This is a genomic window from Actinomycetota bacterium, from assembly GCA_016700055.1.
In the GTDB taxonomy this organism is placed as follows: Bacteria; Actinomycetota; Acidimicrobiia; order Acidimicrobiales; family Ilumatobacteraceae; genus Kalu-18.
Window position 1 is genome coordinate 2,268,119 of the sequence record CP064997.1, and the last position, 21,413, is coordinate 2,289,531.

15 protein-coding genes are annotated in these 21,413 nt (G+C 70.8%); 9 read left to right on the forward strand and 6 right to left on the reverse strand.

The annotated features are described in order from the left end of the window. Positions 1 to 44: 44 nt before the first annotated feature. From IPM43_11030 to IPM43_11045, 4 genes are read left to right on the forward strand one after another with little or no spacing between them, the layout of a single operon-like run. Entirely contained in the window at positions 45 to 1,127 is a 1,083-nt protein-coding gene (locus IPM43_11030) for a glycosyltransferase family 2 protein (protein ID QQS23950.1), read from the forward strand. Then, on the forward strand, positions 1,124 to 2,260 hold the full coding sequence (locus tag IPM43_11035) for a polysaccharide pyruvyl transferase family protein (protein ID QQS23951.1): 1,137 nt from the start codon (positions 1,124 to 1,126) through the stop codon (positions 2,258 to 2,260). Before IPM43_11030 ends, IPM43_11035 begins: the two co-directional genes overlap by 4 nt. After that, positions 2,257 to 6,471: a DUF3367 domain-containing protein gene (locus IPM43_11040; protein QQS23952.1), complete on the forward strand. Its 4,215-nt coding sequence runs from the start codon at positions 2,257 to 2,259 to the stop codon at positions 6,469 to 6,471. Before IPM43_11035 ends, IPM43_11040 begins: the two co-directional genes overlap by 4 nt. Then, on the forward strand, positions 6,464 to 7,000 hold the full coding sequence (locus IPM43_11045; protein ID QQS23953.1) for an NUDIX hydrolase family protein: 537 nt from the start codon (positions 6,464 to 6,466) through the stop codon (positions 6,998 to 7,000). The genes IPM43_11040 and IPM43_11045 overlap by 8 nt, the downstream gene beginning before the upstream one ends. Positions 7,001 to 7,007: 7 nt before the next feature. On the opposite strand, the gene IPM43_11050 is transcribed toward IPM43_11045, so the two are convergent. Further along, positions 7,008 to 8,342: a DUF3089 domain-containing protein gene (locus IPM43_11050; protein ID QQS23954.1), complete on the reverse strand. Its 1,335-nt coding sequence runs from the start codon at positions 8,340 to 8,342 to the stop codon at positions 7,008 to 7,010. A gap of 46 nt (positions 8,343 to 8,388) precedes the next feature. On the opposite strand from IPM43_11050, the gene IPM43_11055 reads away from it, so the two are divergent. Next, on the forward strand, positions 8,389 to 9,924 hold the full coding sequence (locus tag IPM43_11055) for a hypothetical protein (protein QQS23955.1): 1,536 nt from the start codon (positions 8,389 to 8,391) through the stop codon (positions 9,922 to 9,924). 51 nt (positions 9,925 to 9,975) lie between these two features. Here IPM43_11055 and IPM43_11060 read toward each other — a convergent pair whose 3' ends face one another. Next, positions 9,976 to 10,335, reverse strand: a complete 360-nt coding sequence (locus IPM43_11060) for a hypothetical protein (protein QQS23956.1) — start codon at positions 10,333 to 10,335, stop codon at positions 9,976 to 9,978. A gap of 58 nt (positions 10,336 to 10,393) precedes the next feature. Here IPM43_11060 and IPM43_11065 point away from each other — a divergent pair, with 58 nt between their 5' ends. Beyond that, a complete protein-coding gene (locus IPM43_11065; GenBank protein ID QQS23957.1) occupies positions 10,394 to 11,314 on the forward strand; it encodes an Fpg/Nei family DNA glycosylase in 921 nt (306 codons plus the stop codon). A 159-nt stretch (positions 11,315 to 11,473) separates the two neighbouring features. Here the strand turns inward: IPM43_11065 and IPM43_11070 are convergent, their stop codons facing one another. Further along, positions 11,474 to 14,017, reverse strand: a complete 2,544-nt coding sequence (locus IPM43_11070; GenBank protein ID QQS23958.1) for an FtsX-like permease family protein — start codon at positions 14,015 to 14,017, stop codon at positions 11,474 to 11,476. Positions 14,018 to 14,022: 5 nt separating this feature from the next. Further along, positions 14,023 to 14,775: an ABC transporter ATP-binding protein gene (locus IPM43_11075; protein QQS23959.1), complete on the reverse strand. Its 753-nt coding sequence runs from the start codon at positions 14,773 to 14,775 to the stop codon at positions 14,023 to 14,025. A gap of 63 nt (positions 14,776 to 14,838) precedes the next feature. On the opposite strand from IPM43_11075, the gene IPM43_11080 reads away from it, so the two are divergent. Together IPM43_11080 and IPM43_11085 are read left to right on the forward strand one after the other, a co-directional pair. Continuing rightward, on the forward strand, positions 14,839 to 18,267 hold the full coding sequence (locus IPM43_11080) for an AAA family ATPase (protein QQS23960.1): 3,429 nt from the start codon (positions 14,839 to 14,841) through the stop codon (positions 18,265 to 18,267). A gap of 79 nt (positions 18,268 to 18,346) precedes the next feature. Next, positions 18,347 to 19,636 carry a DUF222 domain-containing protein gene (locus IPM43_11085; protein ID QQS23961.1) on the forward strand — a complete coding sequence of 430 codons (1,290 nt, stop codon included), beginning with the start codon at positions 18,347 to 18,349 and terminating at the stop codon, positions 19,634 to 19,636. Here IPM43_11085 and IPM43_11090 read toward each other — a convergent pair whose 3' ends face one another. Together IPM43_11090 and IPM43_11095 are read right to left on the reverse strand one after the other, a co-directional pair. Next, positions 19,637 to 20,230 (reverse strand): nitroreductase family protein, encoded by a 594-nt coding sequence (locus IPM43_11090; protein ID QQS23962.1) that lies wholly within the window; start codon positions 20,228 to 20,230, stop codon positions 19,637 to 19,639. Positions 20,231 to 20,276: 46 nt separating this feature from the next. Beyond that, positions 20,277 to 20,912 carry a peroxiredoxin gene (locus IPM43_11095; GenBank protein QQS23963.1) on the reverse strand — a complete coding sequence of 212 codons (636 nt, stop codon included), beginning with the start codon at positions 20,910 to 20,912 and terminating at the stop codon, positions 20,277 to 20,279. A gap of 98 nt (positions 20,913 to 21,010) precedes the next feature. Here IPM43_11095 and IPM43_11100 point away from each other — a divergent pair, with 98 nt between their 5' ends. Next, positions 21,011 to 21,403 (forward strand): pyridoxamine 5'-phosphate oxidase family protein, encoded by a 393-nt coding sequence (locus IPM43_11100; protein ID QQS23964.1) that lies wholly within the window; start codon positions 21,011 to 21,013, stop codon positions 21,401 to 21,403. Positions 21,404 to 21,413 lie beyond the last annotated feature (10 nt).

Below are 21,413 nucleotides of genomic sequence, written 5' to 3' on the forward strand. Positions count from 1 at the left end.
CGTGACTCAGGTGGCGCACGGGTGCTCTGGTAGACAGGCGATCCGTGGTGCCCGACCCGGAGCTCGTCTCGGTGGTGCTCGCCGTCCGTGACGGAGAGTGCACCATCGACCGCACCTTGCGCTCGGCCCGCGCCCAGACGCACACGAACATGGAGCTGATCGTCGTCGACGACGGCTCGACCGACGCGACCGCGACGATCGTGCAGCGCCACGTCGAGCAGGACGCGCGTGTCCGGCTGGTGCAGATCCCACCGACCGGCGTCTCGGGCGCGAGGAACGCCGGCATCGCGCAAGCGGCGGGGGAGTACCTGGCCCTCCTCGACGCCGACGACCTGTGGCACCCGGACAAGACCGCGAGGCAGCTCGCGCGCTTTCGGGCCGGAGCAGGCGAACTGGCCGCGGTGTGGTCGTTCTCGGCATCCATCGACGGAGACGACCGCATCGTCGGCGAGCTGCTGCCGTTCGACCGCGAGACCATGGCCAGGACCGACGGCTGGGTGCTGCTTCCGATGGTGTACCGCTACTTCCCCGGCGGCTCGGCAGTGATGTTCCGCACCTCGAGCATGGTCGAGTCCGGCTGCTACGACCCCGGCCACCCAGTCTCGGAGGACCTGGCGGTGATGCTCCGGGTGGCCGAGCGAGGCCAGATCGGTGTCGTGGCCGACCTGCTCGTCGGCTACCGCCAGGTCGGCGGCAGCCTCTCCTCGGTCCCGGAGCGCAACCTCCGCGCGCAGCTGCCGATGTTGCGTGAGCTGCGCGGGCGGGTGCCATGGGTCCCGAAGAGGGTGCTGCGTTGGTCGAAGGCCGGCCGCTACGTACAGGCTGCGTCGGGCGCGATGCGCAGCGGCCACCGCCTGCGAGGTGTCGGGTACGGCATCGCGGCGGTCGTTCGCGACCCTGCCGTCGTGCTTCACCCCCACGCCCTGCCACGCGCGTTCGGCTTCCTCGCGCGCGGGCGGCAGCCCTCCCACGGTGAGGGCTGGCTGTTCCCCGACGACCTCGACGTCTTCGTTAAGAGCCGGCCGCCGGAGGGGATCGGGTACCGGTGGTGGGCGTCGGTGGAACGGCGTCGGTGGAGGTGGATGCAAAGGGCCGAGCTCCGCGGCCGGGCCGCAGGAGCGAAGTGAACCACCTCGGCGACGCGGTCCGCCAGGTCGGCGTCGGAGTCCGGCGACGCTCGGCGGGAGCCCGGCTCGTCGCCGGTCTCGCCCGCCGCGACCGCGACTTCGCGCTCGCGCTCGGTTACTTCGGCTTCGGCAATCTCGGCGACGAGGCCCTCGCGGATCTGTTCCGGGCCCGGTCGGAGCTCGACGTCGCTGCCTCGGACTTCCCCCGATGGCTGACCGCGCTGCTGGCCGCCCGCCCGCAGCGCTTTGGCAACGTGCGCCAGATCGTGCTCTTCGGGGGCACGCTGATCGGTCGCTGGCCGTGGAGCGGACGGCTCCGTGAGCTGCACAGGCTGTTCCCCGAGGCGTCGATGTGGGGCCTCGGCGTCGGGGTCGAGGACCCCGCCGAGCTCGCCGCCGCCGACGCCGGAGCTTGGCGGCGGGAGGTGGACCAGCTCCTCGATCTTGCCCCGAAGATGGCGGTGCTCTCGGTCCGCGGACCACGGTCGCGACAGGTGCTCGCCGCCGCCGGCCTCGACCTGCCCTGGGCGGGTGACCCGGCCCTGCTGCTCGGTCCGACGCAACCGCCGGCGCCGGCCGAGGAGCGCTCGGTGCTCGTGACGGTGGGTGCAGTCGACCGCGTTGACGGAGCTTCGCGGCGCCACCTCGCCGAGCTCTTGCAGCAGAGCGTGTCGTCCCTGGTGCAAGCGGGTTGGCAGGCGACGGTGATGCCGGTGCACCCCATCGACCGGGCCGAGGTGCGGGCTCTGGCCGCGCACGTTGGTAGCGCCGGCTTGCGGGTGGCCCCGGTGACCACCTCGTGGCGGCGGTTCCAGGAGGCGGCCTCTCGCCACCGGGTCGGCCTGCACGTGCGCCTCCACCCGAGCGTGCTCTCGGCGGCCACGTTCGCGCCCCATGTCCAGCTCTCCTACCTGACCAAGTGCGACGACTTCGCGGACACCATCGGAGCCCGTCCGCTGGCGGTCGCCGGTCTCCGCCCGGGAGCTGTCGTCGAGGCCGTGGAGGAGGCGGCACAGCACTGGGACAGCCGCCGGCGTGAGCTCGTCGAGGCCGTCGGTGCCGCCCGGGCGCGGCTGGAACTGCACTTCGCGGGTGCTGCCGACGCCTTGGCCGCGCGTTCGGTACCGAAGTGACGCGGCGTCGTTCCACCGAGACCGGCGAGCCCCTGTGCCCGGCGTGGCCGCTGGTGGTCGGGCTGCTGGCAGTGGCCTTCGTCGTCTTCTTCGTCGCCGAGCGAGGTGCGTGGGTTCCCGACAACCGGCTGATCCAGTTCTTGAACCCCCGCCGGGGCTTGTCGCTCGCTACCACCACCTGGTCGTCGAACGAGACCCTCGGGCGCATGCCCGGCTACCAGGGCATCGTCGTGTGGTCCTACAGCGCTCTCCTCGACGGTCTCGGCGCCGCGCCGTGGCTCATCCAACGGGTCTTCCACGCCACGCTCGTCGCCGGCGGTGCCGTCGGGGCGGCGCTCGTGGCGAGGGAGTTCGTCGGCCGCACCCTCCTCGGCCCAGCGGTGGCCGGCCTGTGGTGGATCGCCGCGCCGTTCACCTCTGCGTTCTTGCTGCCGTCATGGCTCTACGTCAACGCCGCTGTGCTGCCCTGGCTGTTCCTCGCGTGGCTGCGGGGTACGACGACGACCTCGCGCTGGCGGTGGGCAGGATGCTTCGCACTTGCGGTGGCCGTCGCCGGGTTCCTCAACTTGCCCGGCCTGGTACTCGCCGCCCTTCCTCTGCTGCTGCTCGTGCCCTACCTGATCTGGACCGGTCAGTCGAGCTGGAGGGCCTCGGCCTGGTTCCTGGCACGGGTCGCGGTGCTGGTCGCGCCGGTGATCTCGTTCGACCTGTACCGCTCCCGGCTGCTCTCCGCCTGGTACGACGTGAACCTCTCGACGTCGGAGACGGCCGAATCGGTGGGCCGTTCCGCTAGCTGGTCGGAGAGCCTGCGCGGTCTCGGCAACTGGCTCACCTACTGGAACCCGACCGGCCCGCCATTGAAGCTCTGGCTGCTGCCGCTGCTCGAGCGTCCGGCGGTGATCCTCGCGTCGTTCGCTCCGGTCGTCGCCGCCGCATGCGTGGTGACGCTGTCCCGCTGGCGGCCGCGGCTGCTCTTCGGCGCAATCCTGGTGCTGGCGACGACGGTGATGGTCGGTCTTCACCCGATCGAGTCGCCGAGTCCCATCGGGCGGGTTCTCTCCGCGACGTACGACTCGCTGCCGTGGACGTTCTCGCTGCGCAACGGTTACAAGGCCGGGGCCGGCTGGCTGCTCGCCACGGCGGTGTTGCTCGGTTACGCCGCGGCGTGGCTCTCCGGGGCCGTACCCCGCCGCTGGGCGGCGCTGCGCTCGTTGCCGCGAGTCGGCAGCCCGGGTACGCGGTGGCGGGTGCTCGGGGCAGCCACCGCCGTGGGCGCCCTTGCCGTCACCACCGCTTCGCCGATCTGGACCGGCGAGATCTACAGCCGTCCGGACACGCTGGAGGCAGTCCCTGACTACTGGATCGAGGCGTTCGACTGGCTGGAGAGCCAGGAGCTCGACACGCGCACCATGGTGCTGCCCAGCGTGGCCGACGTCTACCGCTGGGGCTCGGCCACCGACGGCGACATCTTCGGATCGCTGCTCGCCAGCCCGTTCGTGCTCGACGCCCCGCTCGCCCAGCCCGCGGCAGTCACCGCCGACGCGATCCGCGCCCAGAGCGAGCGGATCAGCTCCGGCAACCACGCGCCTGGCACGTTCGCCGAGATCGCCCGCCGGCTCGGCATCGGCCATGTGATCGTGCGCAACGACACCCGCTGGGAGCTCTTCGGCGTGGTCCGGCCCGCGTATCTGGACAGCTTGCGCGCTGATCCAGGCCTGAACCTGGTGGCGACGTTCGGAGATGCCGGGCAGAACGTGGTGGGCGAGGGTGACACCGACGTGGCGGCGTTCCGCGAGCTCGAGCTGGCGCCGGTCGAGGTGTACGAGGTGGTGGACGGCCCGGACGATCCGGTGAGAGCGGTTGCCGGCCCGTCCCTCCTCGTATCCGGCGACGCGACGTCGTGGGCGACGCTCGCGGCCGCCGGCGCGCTCGCCGGTTCCGGGCCGATCCGGTACACGGCGGACCTTTCGCTTCATGAGCTGCGCGGGGAGCTGTCCCAGGGTGCCCCGTTGGTGGTCTCCGACACGAACCGCAGGCAGTCGACCGAGGGCTTGGGCCGGGGGGGGAGCAAGCTCGGATACACCGGCGCGCTGTTCGGGCGGCCCGGGAGCCAGAGCGTGACTTCGTACGGCGACGCCGCTTCGATCACGAGCCTCTCCGCACCGAGCTTCTTCGACCTCGGTCCGCCGTTTCGCCCTGCGGCAGCCTTCGACGGGTCGGCGCAGTCCGCGTTCATGACCGGTGTGCTGGCCCCCCTGACCCCCGCCAACGGCCTGCGCGTAGACCTGCGCGAACCGGCCTCGATCGGCTCGATCGCCTTCGACGCGGTGCGCACGCCCGGTCTGCGCGACGTGACCGGTGTGGAGCTGCTGTTGTCCACCGGGCTCGAAGTGCCGGTGGAGCTGGACGAGGAGGGTCTTGGAGAAGCGACCTTCGCGCCCCAGGAGGTCACCTGGTTCGAGGTGAGGGTGACCGAGCTGGAAGGCGTTGGCACCGGCGCCTGGGGCTTCGACGAGATCGACGTTCCTGGCCTCGACCTGGTCGAGCGGATCGAGGTGCCCGACGACGTGATCCGCGTCGCCGAGCTCGACCCGGCGACGGAGGAGCTGCTCGTCGCGGCGCCGACCACGTTTCAGTTCGAGCGCCTGGTCCGTGGCAGCCAGGCGGTGGAGAGCTCGTTGCAGAGGCGCTTCCGCGTACCGGCCGATCGCGAGTTCATGGGCTACGGCGTGGTGCAGGCGACGCCGCAGGTGTCCGATGAGCAGCTCGCCAGCTTGCTCGACCTGGCGCAGTACGCCTCGTCTCCCAGCCGGCTCGACGGCAGCCTGGCCGGCAGTGCGCTGATGGCCCTCGACGGCCGGGAGGACACGTCGTGGGGATTCGACGCCGCGCAGCCCGGTGAGCTGCGAGTGACGATGCCACCGCAGACGGTCTCCACGGTAGAGGTGGTGCTCGACGTCGGGCTGCTCGACGCGGTCGGCTTCGCGGTTCAGGTGAGTGCGGGCGGCGAGACACGCACCGTGCGCCGCGCGTTGCCCACCCGCTGCCAGCCGGGCGCGCCGTGCCGCGTCGCCGTCACGGTGCCATTCGGAACCGGAGCCGCCGATGCCGCGCTCGTCGAAGGGCTCGACGTGACGGTGCAGGCGACCTCGCCGGCCGGTGAGCCCGGCTCGATCAGCGTGCTGGAAGTGCTCGTCGACCGCACCGCGAACCCGGCGCTGCCCGACGTGATCCCCGAGACGTGCGAGGAGGGAATGGCCACGCTCGACGGCGCCGCGCTCGGGGTCAAGTTGTTCGCTCTCACCGCCTCGCTCTTCACCGGGGCGCCGATTGCCATCGACGCGTGCAGCCCGGTCACCCTCACAGAGGGATGGCACGAGCTCGGCTCGGGAGATGCGGTGCCGTTCTCCACCTTCCGGTTCACCGCCGGTGATGCCCCCGACGCGGCGGCCGCGCCCTCGGTGACCGTCGAGGAGCGAGCTGACACCCACATGCGCGCCACCGTCGAGGCGGGCGAGGGAACCTCGCTGATCACGGGACAGGCGCCGTCCACGTTGTGGCGGGCGGAGGTCGGCGGCGAAGACCTCGGGCCACCGATCGTGCTCGACGCCCAGATGGCGTGGCCCCTGCCCGCCGGCGGGAGGACCGACGTCGAGCTGTCGGTGCCGGCGCAGCGCACGTCTGATCTGTTGCTGTACGTGATGCTCGCCGGGCTGGGGGTGTGCGTCGCGCTGGTAGTGGTCGGGCCGCGCAGCCGCCGCCCGAGCGTCCCGGTTGACGCCCAGCCGCGTGAGGCTCGGCCGTGGATGCCCGCGGACCTGATCCTGTTGTGGACCGCCGCGGTGGTGGCCGCGGGTGCGATCGCCGGGTTGGGCGGTGCCGTGCTCGCGGCCGCGGTGGTGGCGCTCTCGAAGTGGCGGCTCGTGGAGCGCCGCATGATCGGCGCGGTCACCGTCGCGCTGATCGTGCTCGCCGCGCTGGCGACGATCCCCCCGCTAGGGCCCGAGCTGGGCATGATCAACCCCGAGTGGCCGAACGACCGCTCGCTCGCCTGGCACGCGGCGCGCATCGCGGCAGTGATGCTCGTCGCTTCGATCACCCTGTCGGTGTCTGCTCTCGGCAGGCGCCCGCCGGGTCTCACCGCGCCCGACGAACCGGCGCGTGACACGATTGCGGGATGGCCCGATCGTGGAGGCGGCGACGGTGAGTGACCAGATCGAGACGCGTAGCTCGTGGCTGAGCGCCGACGCCATCGAGCAGGCGAGGGCGAACCTGCCGATCGTCTACGTCGAGGCTGTACCGGTGCGGGTGGACGCGCGTGGCTGCGTCACCAAGGTGGGGACGCTGCTCCGTGTCGGGGCGGACGCCAGCATCAGCCGCATGTTCGTGAGCGGCCGCGTGCTGTACGGCGAGCGCCTGCGCGACGCGCTGATCCGCCACCTGGAGAAAGATCTCGGGCCGCTGGCCCTGCCGCGTGTGCCGCTGAACCCGGCGCCGTTCACGGTGGTCGAGTACTTCCCCGACCCGAGCGTGAGCGGCTTCTACGACCCGCGCCAGCACGCAGTCAGCCTGGCGTACGTGGTGCCTGTCGACGGCGACTGCGAACCGACCCAGCGCGCCCTCGACCTCGCCTGGATCACGCCGCAAGAGGCCGTCGGCGAGCAGCTCGTCGCCGAGATGTCGAGCGGCCACGACCGGCTGCTGCGCCTCGCCCTCGCGCACGTCGGCGAGCTCCCCTGACGGCGCTTCAGCCGGCGGTGGTGAACGCGCCGATCTGCTGGCGAGCGAGCGCGATCAGCGAGCCCTCGGCGAAGGGGACGTCGGCGGCGTGTAGGCCCCACCCGCCACCGAGCCCGCCCGGCACGACGTCGCTGCGCAGATCGGCGCTGTCGGTGTCGACGGAGATCGCGAGGTAGCTGAACCCGTCGTGCTCTACGCACTCGCCGGTGAACAGCCCGGGGAGTGCCATGAACGGGGTGGTGATGCCGTCGTCGTCGAGGGGTCCTCCGAGCGCCCACGGCGCGGTGGGGAAGATCGAGTCGAGCGGGGCGGGCCCGCCGCCCAGCGCGGCAGGGTTGGTGCACCCCGACATCTGTCCCTCGCCCGAGCCGAGCGGGAACGGGAAGGGGCGGCCGAAGAACGCGTCGACCCCGGGCGGGTCGGTGGCGCTGAACGAGGCGTAGGTCACCACGCAGCCGATCTGCGTCGCGTCGCGGCAGAGGGGCACCTTGTCTGTCGCTCCGCCGACGTCGGCGCCGGTGGGCACCTCGAAGTTCGTGCCGATCAACATCGCGCTCACGAGCAGCGCGAGCTGGGCGGGGTCCTCCTCGATCTCCTCGCCGAGCAGCCGGGTGAGGTGGATGCTGCCCTGGCTGTGTCCGAGCAAGATCACCGGCCGTCCGGCGTTGTCGTGGTCGAGGTAGTGCCGCCACGCGTCGAGCACGTCGGCGTAAGCGCCCAGCCAGTCGGAGGCCTCGGCGTCTCCACCGAACAGGCCGGCCAGCGTGACCGAGCGGTACAACGGCGCGTACACGGTGCAGACCTGGTTGAACGGCGCCGCCTGCATCCTGACGACGCCCACCTCGCTGCCCGGGATCATGTCGCTGCGGATCGAGGCATCGTCGCTCGTCGTCGGGTAGACGTAGAAGCAGTCCACCGGCGGATCGACGGCCGGCGGGGCAGGGCGCGGCGACAGGCTCCCGTCCGCCGCGACCTCGGTCACCGGCTGCTCGGTGTCGCACAGGTCGTCGGTGTCGGCGCGACAGATCCAGCTCGCCGGGTCTTGGTACAGCTCGCTCACATGCGGTGGGCGGCTGGTCGTGGTCGTGTCGGTCGTCGTCGGCGCACCGGTGGTGGTCGTCGTCGTGGTCGTCGGCTCGCTGCTGGTCGTCGGCGCTTCGCTGGTCGTCGTCGGGTCGCTGGTCGTGGTCGTGTCGGTGGTCGTCGTCGTGACGGCAGCGGTCGTCGAGTCGGCGGCGGTCGTCGAGTCGGCGGCGGGATCGTCGCTGCCGCCACACGCCGCGACCGTCAGCAGGCACATGGCCACCACCGGCGCGCCAAGAGTCCGACATCGCGGGTGCATCACGCCAGAACCTATTCACCCGCCCGCGACGGGCCATGATCCTTGGGTGCCGACGGGACCGCGGAACCCCTTTCTCGCCGACAGCAGCTATCCGATCGCCCACGGCCGCCCCGACCAGCAGGACAACTCCGCGGCCGCGGGGCCGACCGGGCCCACCCGGCGCCTCGGGCCCGAGGACCTGCAGTACGTGTGGATCGGGCCGGGCCACTACGGCGGGCTGATCTCGGGCGTCTACCCCGACGGACGCCGCACCATCTGGAGCAATGGCCGCCAGCAGATCGTGAAGCTCGACTACGACACGCTCGAGGTGCTCGCCGCGATCGAGACCGGGGTGGAGCCGATCACTCCCGTCGCCGAGCTGGAAGCGGCAGTTGCCGGGCTCGACGAGCTGCGCGGCGACGAGGCGATCGTCCACGCGATGGGCATCGCGATGCGCTTCCTCACCGGGCTCGACGGCGTGTACGCCCTGCTCGACGCCGAGCATCGCCTGTATCTCGGACGCCACCGCGGCGCGGTCTGCTACGAGGAGCTCGATCCCCGCGACAGGCGCTCCGCCCTTCGCGTGCGCGCGACATGGGAGAAGCCCGCGTACGTAGAGGGTCGCTTCGTCGGCATCAACCTCACCTTCGACGGCCGGATCGTGATGACCACCGACCACGGCTGGGTGGTGTGCCTGCAGCGCGACTTCGAGGGTTTCGACGCCATCCAGCTGCCCGGCGCCGCCGAGCAGGCCGCCGAGCACTGCGCGCGGATGGAGGCGGAGCGCGGCGGTGGCTACGGCTGGGTGCGCACCAGCACGTGCGTCGACGCGGACGGCGGCATCTACGTGAGCTCGGTCGACCACACCCACAAGGTGGTGTGGACCGGCACGCGGCTGTCGGTGGATCCCGCCGACGGCGCGTGGTCGGCGCGGTACCGCAACGGCTCGGGGGTCGGTTCGGGCACGACGCCTTCGCTGATGGGCTTCGGCGAGGAGGACCGGTTCGTGGTGATCGGCGACGGTGACGACATCGTGAACATCACCCTGCTGTGGCGCGACGAGATCCCCGAGGACTGGGCATCGCTGCCGGGCGCGCCGTCGCGCCGCATCGCCGGGCTGGGGCCGGCCACGATGGGCGACCCCACGCTCACCAAGGTGGCGACCGAGCAATCGATCACGGTGTCGGGCTACGGAGCGATGACGGTGAACAACGAGGCGGCTCACGTTCCGGCCGGGTATCCCGCGCGCGCCGGGCGCCTACTGGCGTTCCTGCTCGGCCACGACCCCGCCTACACGCCCCACGGGCTGCACAAGTACGAATGGGACCCCGCCGCGCGTACGTTGCGCGAGGCGTGGGTGAACCGGGCGGTGTCGTCGCCCAACTCGGTGCCCTTCGTCGGCCAGGGTTCCGACATCGTCTACACCTGTGGCACCCGCGACCGGCAGTGGACCATCGAGGGGATCGACTGGACCACGGGTGAGTCGCGCTTTCACTACGTGGTCGGCGGCTCCATGTACAACACGCTCGCCGCGGGGGTGACCCTCGACGAGGAGGGCCGGCTGTTGTACGGGACGATCTTCGGCAAGGTGCGCATCGGCTGACCCGTGGCGGGCGGTGGTCGCCGCCGCAGTGCCGGCGATTGACGTCTCGGCTCAGTGCCGGCGCTTGACGACCCGGCGATGCGTGCTGCCCACCGGGCGGCGCGCGGGGCGGCTGTGCACCTGCCGTTCGGTGTCGACGTCGACGACGATGCCGCGCGTGTCGATGTCGCCGGGTTCGCTCGGCGACACCTGGATCTGCGCGCCTTCCTCCTTCGGCTTACGACCGAGCACCTTGTCGAGGCCGAGCATCCCACCGGCGACGATCACCCCGACCGCGCCGTACCGTCGACGAGCCGAAGCCATCAGCATCGCATCGTCGGTGCGCGCCGGCTCGAGAACGCGATCACCGTGGTTGCCGTGGTTGCGGTGGTCGTCGTGGTCGTCGTCGGGCGCGCATCTTGCGGCGGACATAGCGGCAACCTACCGGGAATGCGCGATGAGGGTGCCGAGCGTCCTCTACGCTCCGAGCGTGCCGGAGGGGGACACGATCAACCGCACCGCAGTGGCGTTGCGCACGGCACTCGCCGGGCGCCCGACCGAGCAGTTCCTCGCCGACCGCCACATCGGGCCCCACCCCTCACCCGGCAACGTCGTGGAAGAGGTGCGCAGCCGCGGCAAGCACCTGGAGATCCAGTGGGAGGACGGGCTGATCCTGCACACCCACATGCGGATGAGCGGCTCGTGGCACCTGTATCACGCCGGCGAGCGCTGGCGTAAGCCCCAACGCAACGCGGTGGTCGTGCTCGAGGTGCCCGACTGGGTGGCGGTGTGCTTCAACGCCCCGGTGGTCGAGACCTACCAGTCGCTCGACCGCCGGCGGCATCCCGGCTTCGGTGGGCTCGGGCCAGACCTGTGCGATCCGCGGTCCGACCTGCGCGAGTGCGTCAGGGCGATCCTGCGCTACCCCGAGCCCGAACGCGCCGTCGCCGACGTACTGCTCGACCAGCGCGTGCTCTGCGGCGTCGGCAACGTCTACCGCTGCGAGGTGCTGTGGGCGTGCCAGCTAAGCCCGTTCGCTCGCGTCGGTGACCTCTCCCGCGAAGACGCCGCCGACGTGGTGCGCTCCGCTGCTCGCATGCTGAGGGACAACCTGAACGGGCACGAGCGCGTGACGGCACCCGAGGTGCCCGGCGGCCTCGCCGTGTACGGCCGCAACGGCAAGCGGTGCCCTCGCTGCCGCGGCACGATCGAGGTGCGTCGCTTCGGCGAGCACGCCCGCCTGCTGTACTTCTGCCCCGAGTGCCAGCACCGCTTGGACCGACGGGTGTCGCGGGCGGTATCCGTCGAAGACGGCGAGCGTCCCGCCGACCCCCACCCCGCCGCGGTCCTGTTCCTGGCCGAAGCCCGCGCAGCCCGCGGCCGCCGCCAGGGCGAGATCGCCTTCGGCTGAACCCCCCGGACCCTTCGCCCTTCGCCCTTCGCCCTTCGCCCTTCGCCCGGCTCGCGGCTCGCGCGCGCAAGCTGCGTGCGCGGCTTGCGCGCCAATCTGTCGCGATACCTGCGGCAGGCGCAGCTTCGTTGACAGATTGGCGCGGAAGCTGCGGTTTGGTTACTCGGTGGCGATTGCTTCGAGGATGTTCATCTTCGCGGCCCGCCGCGACGGCCACCAGCCGGCGAGTACTCCGGCGACGACGGCGCCGATGAGCACGATGATCACCATCGTCGTCGGGAACGTGATCCCGTCGATCACCGTCTCCGGCACGGCGATCGACAGCGCGACACCGAACAGCAGGCCGACGACGACGCCGACGAGCGCGCCGAACACCGAGACGATCACCGACTCCCAGCGCACCGTGCGGCGCAACTGGCGACGGCTCATCCCGACGGCGCGCATCAGCCCGATCTCACGAGTGCGCTCCAGCACGGAGAGCGCAAGCGTGATCGCGATCCCGATGACGGCGATGACGATCGCCATGCCGAGCAGGGCCGTGATGATCGCCAGCAGCTGGTTGATCTGACCCTCTTGCTCGGCGCGGAACTCGGCGTTGCTCTGCAGCTTGGCCTGCGGGAACTGCACGATGGCGGCGTCGACGGCCGCCCGGCCCTCCGCGGGTTCGACCCCGTCGGCGAGCCTCGCGATCACGAAGAAGTCGCGCGGCGGCACGTTGGTGACGCTCTCCATGGTGGAGATGCTGATCAGCCAGTTGCCGACGAGCGAGGCGTCGTCGAAGATCCCGGCGACGGTGAGGGTGGCCTCGACGCCGTTCTGGTAGACGACGTCCAGCGGGTCGCCGAGCGCAAGGTCGAGGTCGTCGGCGGGGCCCTCGTGCACGAACACCCCGCCTTCGGTGAGCGCGTCGTAGCTGCCCTCGACGAGGCCGATGTCGGCGAGGCCGGCGAACCCGGTGGGGTCGATCGCGCCGAACGCCTTGACGTCGCCGTCGACCTCGGCCGCGATTCCTCGCACGGGGGAGACGGCGGCGAGCTCGGGCAGGGTGGCCAAGCGGCCGGCGAGTGCCGGGGGCAGGCCCTGGAACGACTTGTCGGTGATGATGAAGTCGGCGGTCACCGAGCGGTCGAGGACCCGCCCGAACGTGTCGCGCAGCGACGACGCGAACACCGCCGCCGCGCTGACGAGCGCGACCCCGATCATCAGTGCCGACGCGGTGCGTGCCGTACGTCGCGGCACGCGCCCGGCGTTCTCGCGGGCGAGCCTTCCCGGTACGTGGAAGGCCTTCGCGATCGGCCAGCCGAGCGCGCGGGTCACCGGGCGGGCGACGACCGCGGACAGCCCCGCGACGCCGACGAACACCGCCACCGCTCCGCCGCCGGCGAGCGCGATGAGGCCGGGGGTGCCGCCTGGGCGCAGGAAGATGCCGACGAGGAACATCACCGCACCGACGACGGTGGCGATGCCGCCTACGACCAGCCGGCGGTTGGAGGTGAGCGCGCCGAAGCCGATCTCCGGTCGCATCGCGGCCACCGGCGGGATGCGCGCTGCTCTGCGCGCGGGCAGCAGCACCGAAACGAGGGTGATGCCGACCCCGACGAGGAAGGCGACGGCGACCGTGCGCGGCTTCATGACGAGTGCCGCGGGCGGGAACCCTGCCCCGGCCGCGTCGAAGATCGCGATCAGGCCCCGTGCCACGCCGATGCCGGCGAGGATGCCGAGCACGGTGGCGGTGATCGAGATCAACAGCGCTTCGACGAGGATCATCCGGCGCACCTGGCGGCCGCTCGCCCCGACCGCGCGCAGGAGCGCCAGCTCGCGCAGGCGCTGGGAGATCGTGATCCCGAACACGTTGTTGATGATGAACGCGCTGACGAACGCGGTGATGAACGCGAACACCAAGAGCCCCGTCCCGAACACGCCGATGAACTGGTTGATCGCATCGGAGTTCTCCTCGGCCACCTGCTCGCCGGAGACAACTTCGACGCGCGGAGGCAGGACGTCTCCGATGCGTTCGGCGACCACGGCCGCGTCTTCGCCCTCGGCGACCTGTACGTCGATCGCGTCGAACGTGCCCACCGAGCCGAGGACTTCTTGCGCGGTGGCCGGGTCGAACGCAGCGATGGTCGCGCCGCCGAAGCCGTCGGCGTTGCCGAGCCCGATCAGCCCGACGATGGTGAACGTGTGGGGACCGGTGTCGAAGATGATCTTGATCTCGTCGCCGACCTCGAAGCCGATGCGGTCGGCCGTCGCCTTGTCGATCGCGGTCTGGTCGGAACCTTGCGGCTCGACCCCGTCCTTCAGCACCATCCCGCCGAGACCCGACTCACCGGTCCACGACGCGCCGAACATCGGCGCGCCCTGGGTGACCACGGGCTCCCCGTCGGGATCGAGCAGCTGGGCGTAGCGGGTGAGCAGCGGCTCCACGCGCCCGACCCCGGGCACCGACGACACGACGTCGACGAGCTCGGCGGGGATCGGGTCACGCTGCGCGTCGACGTCGTCGAACGCAAGCGAGGAGCGGACCTCCAAGTCGACGTCTTCGTTGAGCCGCGAGAACAGGTTGTCGAACGTGGCCTTCAGGCTGTCGGCGAGCACGAACGAGCCGGAGACGAACGCGACGCCGAGCAGGATCGCGAGCCCGATGAACAGGCTGCGGCCCCACCGGGCTCGCAGGCTCTTGCGGGTGATGGTGCCGATCATCGCGCTCAGTCCCCGAAGCGCTTCATGCGGTCGAGCACGCGCTGGGCAGTCGGCTCGAGCATCTCGTCGACGATCTTGCCGTCGCCGAGGAACACCGCCCGGTCGGCATAGCCGGCCGCGGTCGGGTCGTGGGTGACCATGACGATCGTCTGGCCCATGTCGGTGACCGCTTGGCGGAGGAAGCCGAGGATCTCGGCGCCCGCGCGGCTGTCGAGGTTGCCGGTCGGCTCGTCGGCGAAGATGATCTTCGGCTGGTTGGCGAGCGCGCGGGCGACGGCGACGCGCTGCTGCTGCCCGCCGGAGAGCTCCGAGGGTCGGTGGCGCAGACGATCGCGTAGGCCGACCCGGTCGATCACCTCGTCGATCCACGCCGTGTCGCCCGTGTCGCCACCGAGGGCGAGCGGCAGGGTGATGTTCTCGAGCGCGGTCAGTGTGGGCACCAGGTTGTAGGCCTGGAAGACGAACCCGACGTCGCGCCGGCGCAGTTCGGTGAGGTCGTGGTCGTTCAAGGAAGCGAGGTACGTGTCGCCCACGTACACGGCACCGCTCGTCAGCGAGTCGAGCCCGGCGAGGCAGTGCATGAGCGTGCTCTTGCCTGATCCGGAAGGGCCCATGATGGCCGTGAAGCGGCCTTCTTCGAACGCCACCGTCACCCCGTCGAGGGCACGCACCAGGTTGTCGCCGCTGCCGTAGTGCTTCGCGGCGTCAATGGCTCCGGCCGCGGCTCGGCCGGTCGCGGGGATGGCGGTGTCTGTCATGGGTCCTTTGTATCGCCCATGTCGGTATCGCCCAACCGCGTTCTGCCGTACGCTCGACGGTCGATGGTGTGCCCCTCCTGCGCCAGCTCGGTCCCCGAGGGCGCGCGCTTCTGCCCGTCGTGCGGACATGCACTGACGCCCGCGCTCGGGGGCGAGCGGCGGGTGGTCACGGTGCTCTTCGCCGATCTGGTCGGGTTCACCCAGCTCGCCGAGGAGATGGATCCCGAGCACGTGACGCGGCTCGTCGACTCGTGCTTCGCGCTGCTGATCGGCGACGTGACCTCGTTCGGCGGCCATGTCGACAAGGTGCTCGGTGACGCGATCGTCGCGCTTTTCGGGGCGCCCGTTGCCCATGAGGACGATGCCGAGCGCGCGGTACGTGCCGCGTTGCGAATGCAACGAACTCTCGCTTCACACGCGCTCGCTCTCGAAGGAGTGCCCCAGATCCGCATGCGTGTCGGCATCCGCACCGGCGAGGTCTTGGTCGGGGCGCTGACCGGCAGCGACTACACGGCGATGGGCGACGTCGTGAACTCGGCCAGCCGCCTGCAGGCCGAAGCTCCGCCGGGTGGGGTGCTGGTGGGGGCGGACACCTACGAACTGACCCGCGACGTGATCCGCTACGAGCCCTTCGGCGACCTCGCGTTGCGCGGCCGGTCGCAGTCCATGGTCACCTACCTCGCCGTGGAGCCGTTGGCCTTGCCCGGGTCCGGCCGCAGGCGCAGCGGCGCGGCACTCGTCGGGAGGGATACCGAGCTCGCGCTCGGGTTGTCGGCGATCGACGTAGCTCTCGCTTCCGAGCGTGCCGTGCTTGTGGCGGTGGAGGGTGAGGGTGGGGTCGGCAAGAGCCGTGTCGTCGACGAGCTCGTCGGACACATCGCCGGCTGCCAGGACGTGATGTTGCTGGAGGGCGCCTGTGTGCCCTACGGCGAGTCCAACGTGTGGTGGCCGGTGGCGAGCGCGCTGATGGACCACCTCGGCATCGACCCGTCGCTGCCCGCCGACGAGGCGAACGCCTTGGCGATCGAGCGCGGTCGGGAGATGTTCGGAGCCATCGTCGGGCCCGATGTGCTCGACGACCTCGGTCAGGCGATCTCGCACCTGCTCGGCCTGCCCTCGCGCCTCGACACGCTCGACCCCTCCGTCGCGCGCGACGTGCTGGTTGCTTCCCTCGCTGCGCTCCTCGACGCGAAGCTCCGCAAGGGTCCGGTCGTGGTCAGCGTCGTCGACGTGCACTGGGCGGACACCGCGGTGCTGGAGCTGATCGAGCGGCTGCTCGCCCAGCTCGCGCGGCGTCCCCTCGTGGTCGTCACTTCGGCTCGCTCCACGCCCGAGCTCGCCTGGCCCCCCGCGGCGCTGCGGGTGACGACGGTCCGGCTGTTGCTCGAGCCGCTGACGCGCGCCGCTTCGGCCGAGCTCGTCGCGGCGGTGGCGGGCGCCGACCTCGATTCGTCCACCGTCGACGAGCTCTACGCCCGTAGCGGCGGCAACCCGCTGTTCCTGGAGGAGCTGGCCGGCCTCGTCGGCGCAGGTGGCGCAGTGGCCGAGCTGCCCGACTCGCTCCGCGGGCTCGTGGCCGCGCGCCTCGACGGGCTCCCCCCCGAGCAGCGCTTGATCATCGAGAACGCCGCCGTGATGGGCACGACCGGCAATGTGGTGGGCCTCGTCACGTTCGCGGGCAAGCTGCGCCAGACCTTCGATCCCGCGGATCTCGCCGCTCTGGCGGAGGCCGGGCTGCTCGACGTCTCCGGCTCGCGGTGGCGGTTCCGCTCCAATTCGGTGCGTGACGTCGCGTACCAGATGCTCACCAAGGCCGTCCGGGCTCAGCGCCACGCGGGGGTGGCGGCGGCGTCTGCGGGAGGGCGCATCGCGGTCGAGGACGTCGCCCACCATGCCGCCACCGCGGCCGAGCTCGTCGCTGAGCTCGGACTCGTCGCCGGAGTGCCCGACGACATCCGTACGCAGGCATACGCGCTGCTGCTCGAATCGGCGGCGAAGGCGTTCGACAGCGGCAGCCTGAAGCTCGTCCTGCGCCAGACCACGAGGGCGATCGACCTGCTCGGCGACGACGTCGCCACCGTCGGCCGAGCCGCTCTCGTGCTGCGCGGCGGCGCGTCGGTGGAGCTACGCCGCTTCGCGCCGGCGCGCAGCGACCTCGAGCTGGCGCTCACCGCGTCGCTCACCGCCGGCGACCTGGTGAACGAGGCCGAGGCACGGCGGTGGCTGGGCACGATGTGGCAGATGGAGGGTGACCTCGATGCCGCCCGCCGCGAGCTCGGTCACGCGGTCGAGATCCTGCGTGCGGCCGGTCTGGAGCCCCAGCTCGCGCGGGCATTGCGGGCGCGCGGCTTTCTCGAGCTGTTCGGCGGCTCGCTGCGCGACGCCGAGTGGTTCTTCGGTGAAGCCGAGGGGCTGTACCGCGATCTCGGTGACACCCGCGGGCTGGCGTGGGTGGAGCAGCACCGGGCGTGGGCGTCGTTCATGTCCGGCGATACGGAGGCCGCCGCAGAGCGCCTGCAACGCGCCGCGACCACGCTCTCCGAAGCCGGCGACCGCAACGGGGTCGGCTGGGCGTACGGCCTGCTCGCATGGGTGCACTTCTTGAACCGCCGTTTCGACGAAGCCGATTCGCTGGCCGACCTCGTGATCGTCGAGGCGGGCGAGCGTGGTGACGAGTGGGCGGCGGGGATGATGGAATGCCTGCGCGCTGCTCTGCGACTGTGGACCGGTCGCTTGGAGGAGGCCGTCGAGCTGGCCGAGAACGCGCGAGCGCGGTTCCGCCGCCTTGGTGACCGGTACGGCGAGGTCCAGGCGATGGCGCCACTGCTGCGGGCCCAGCTCGCCACCGGCCGCGTTTCGGCCGCGATGCGCGGCGTGGAAGAGCTCGTCTCCCAGCAGACCGGCTACGGCGCGACGGCGTTCCCGCTCCTCGTCGCCGCCGGTGTGGTGATGCACGCCGGCGACGGGGCACGCGCGCTCGCGCTCGTCGACGAGGCGTTGAACCGCTCCGACGAGGTGGAGGGCGCGTCGGGGGAGGCCCTGATCATCAGGGCGGTAGCCCTCGCGCAGCTCGACCGGATCGAAGACGCGGCCGATCAGCTCGCCTTGGTCGCGGAGCCGATGTCTACCCATCCCTTCGCCCAGACCGCGTCGGCGCTCGTCGCCGCGCTGGGAGGTAGAGCCGACGACGCCGTAGAGCTGGCCGCCGCGGTCGACGACACCGCCGGGGCCACCTACCTGGACCGCACGATTGCCTTTGTCGCCGCCGGCGCGGCCTACGCCTTGCTCGAAAAGCACGACGAGGCGCGCATCGCTCTCGACAAAGCGGTGGACGTCGCTGTCGGGGCAGGCGACGTCGTGGCCTGCACGCTCGCGTGCCAGGCGTTCGCCGCCGTCACCGGTGAGACGCACCCGCACGGTCGCGGCGACCTCGCCGTGCTCGGTGAGGGTTGGCGTCGAGTCGTGGCTGCACTCGGCGCCTTGGCGCGGTAGCGCCCGCGCCTTCGGAGATTCCTGCAACTTTCCGCCCAACGGGGTTGACGTAGCGAACATATGTTCGTATACTGGTCTGATGGAACCCGTAGTCGGGGTTGTAGGGGTCGAGGATGAGGCGCTGGCGGCTTTGAACGCCGGTGTCGATGCCCTCTCTCGGCTCGACCTCGCCGGGTTGTCTGACGACAGATTGCACGCGTTGACCGTTGCGGTGCAGCGCTGTACCGCTCGGTTGGGTGTGGCCCGCGCCGCTGTCGTTCGCCGTTGGGATATGCGGGGGGTGTGGGCCGGCGATGGTTCGCGCAGCCCCGCTCAGCGCCTGGCCCGGGAGACGAACACGTCGACGCACTCGGCGCGGGTGGAGCTCGCCCGGGCGCGGGACCTGGCGATGATGCGTCATGCTGCGGCGGCGATCACCGCCGGTCAGCTGTCGCTGGATCACGTGTACCTGTTCGCCAAGGCACGCAAGGAACCCTGCCAAGCAGCGTTCGCCGACAGCGAGGAATGGCTCGTCGACCAATGCGCCCGGTTGCCGTTCCCCGACGCCGAACGGCTCGTCAAGTACTGGCGTCAACGCGCCAACGCCGCCGCCGCCGAGGACGAGGCCGAACGCAACGAGAGTGCCAACGCGTTGCACGCGTCGGCGACCTTGGACGGCACGGTGGTGATCAACGGTCAGCTCGACGCGGTGTCAGGCGCGGTGTTCACCAACGAACTACAACGCCTGGAACGCCAGTTGCTGCTCGCCGACAAGGCGCAACTGGTCGTGCGCACCGCGACACAGCGCCGGGCGGCGGCGTTGGTGGAGATGGCCAAACGCTCAGCCGCGTCCAAGACCGGCCGCCAACGCCCACTGATCACCGTGCTCGTCGGCGACCAGACACTGCGGCACATGTGTGAGCTGTCCAACGGCACCGTGATCACCCCCGGCCAAGCAGCCGGACTGGTCAACGACGCACTAGTGGAATCGGTGATCTTCGACAACAAGACCACCGTCATCGCCGTCACCCACAAACGACGCTTCACCGGCGCCCTACGCCGCGCGATCGAAGTCCGCGACCGCCGCTGCCAACACTCCTCAGGCTGCTACCAGAGCGTGGAGCGTTGCGACGTCGACCACATCACCACCTGGCGCGACGGCGGGCAGACCAGCCAATTCAACGGGCGACTGCTGTGCGCCTTCCACAACCGCCACCCCGACGTCAGCGACCACCACCAAGTCAAACCCCAACCCGTGAGACCAATCGACGACCTCGACCGCCTCCGCGCCCTCATCCGCTGGCGCAACCAACAAGCACAAGCCGCCGAAGACAAAGCCAACAACGACGGCGACAGCGACGACGGTGACGACGCAGACGGGACGAAGTAGTCACCAGCGGTCGCGGTGCACGACCTCTTCCAGCGGTCTGCGTGAGACCGGGCCCTCCGGGCCGGCGGGCCAACCGAGGGGGATGGTGACGCCGAGGTGGCGGTCTTCGGGGATGCTCAGGATTCGCTTGAACTCGGCGGGCGCGGTGGCGTGGAAGGTGGTGAATGCCGCGCCCAGGCCGAGTGCCCGCGCGGCGACGATCAGGTTCTGGCTGGCGGCGTAGACCGCCGACCACATCATGTGCTCCATCGGATGGTGCGCCGGGTAGACGTTGTGGCCGCAAACGACGACGATCACCGGCACGTCGGCGAGCGAACCCGCCAGGTGGCGGGCACCGTGAAGGGTGCGCCGCGCGGTCGGGTCGTCGGGCTCGCTCGCTCGCGCCGCGACCTGCGCGAACGGCTCCACGGCCTCGCCGAGGCGCCGGCGTTGCTCGGCATCGGTGACGACGACGAAGTCCCAGCACTGGTTGTTGCCGGGGCTGCCGGCGCGCGTCGCCGCCCAGAGCACGCGCTCGATCAGCTCGTCGGGGACGGGGTCCTCGCGGTACCACCGCATCGCCCGAGCCGTTCCCATCGCCTCGAAGACGTCCATGGGGAAATGATGCCCGAACGCCGGCGCCCGGCGCCTTTCCGTCAGGTCACTTGTTGGGCTGGGGCAGCACCCGCAGGTACGGCTTCAACACCTTCCAACCCTTCGGGAACAGCTCCTTCGCCTCGTCGTCGGTGACCGCCGCGCCGATGATCACGTCCTCGCCGTCGCGCCAGTTGGCGGGCGTGGCGACCTTGTAGTTGGAGGTGAGCTGCAGCGAGTCGATGACCCGCAGGATCTCGTCGAAGTTGCGACCCGTCGAGGCCGGGTAAGTGATGATCAGCTTCACTTTCTTGTCCGGCCCGACGACGAACACCGAACGCACCGTCAAGGTGTCGTTCGCGTTCGGGTGGATCATGTCGTAGAGGTCGGAGACGACATGGTCGGCGTCGCCGATCATCGGGAAGTTCACCGCGGTCCCCTGGGTCTCGGCGATGTCCTCTTCCCACGAGAGGTGGCTGTCGACGGGATCGACGGAGAGCCCGATCACCTTGACGTTGCGCTTGTCGAACTCGGGCTTGATCTTGGCCACGTAGCCGAGCTCGGTGGTGCAGACCGGGGTGAAGTCCTTCGGATGGCTGAACAGCACACCCCAGGAGTCGCCGAGCCAGTCGTGGAACGAGATCGTGCCCTGAGTGGTCTCGGCGGTGAAGTCGGGAGCGGTGTCTCCGAGGCGAACGGCCATGTCTGTACTCCGATCAGAGGGGACGGGTGAGGCGGTCGAGTGTACTCCCAAACCCGACCAGTCCGCTCAAGATTCTTCCCGGCCCGTAGCGTGTGCCGATGAGCATCTCCGTCGACGTCGACGCGCTGCGCGAGGCGATGGCCGGCAGGCAGCAGTGCTACCTGCTCACCGTCGCCGACGACGGGCGCCCGCACGCAGTAGCCGTACGCCCCGAGCTGGCGAACGCCAGGTTCGCGGTCGGCACCGGGCAGAAGTCGTCCGCGTATGCCGCTGCCCGCCCCGCCGTCTCGCTCGTCTGGCCGCCGAACGAGGCCGGCGGCTACACGCTGATCGCCGACGGCACGGCCACCGTGTCCGGCCAATCCGTGCAGATCGACCCGACGCGGGCAGTGTTGCACCGGGCCGGCTCGCCTGCCGGTGGCGAGTCGCGCTCGGACGACGTCGCCTGCGTCAGCGACTGCGTGCCCCTCGTCCGCCAACCGAGCCCGTAGCGACGGCTCG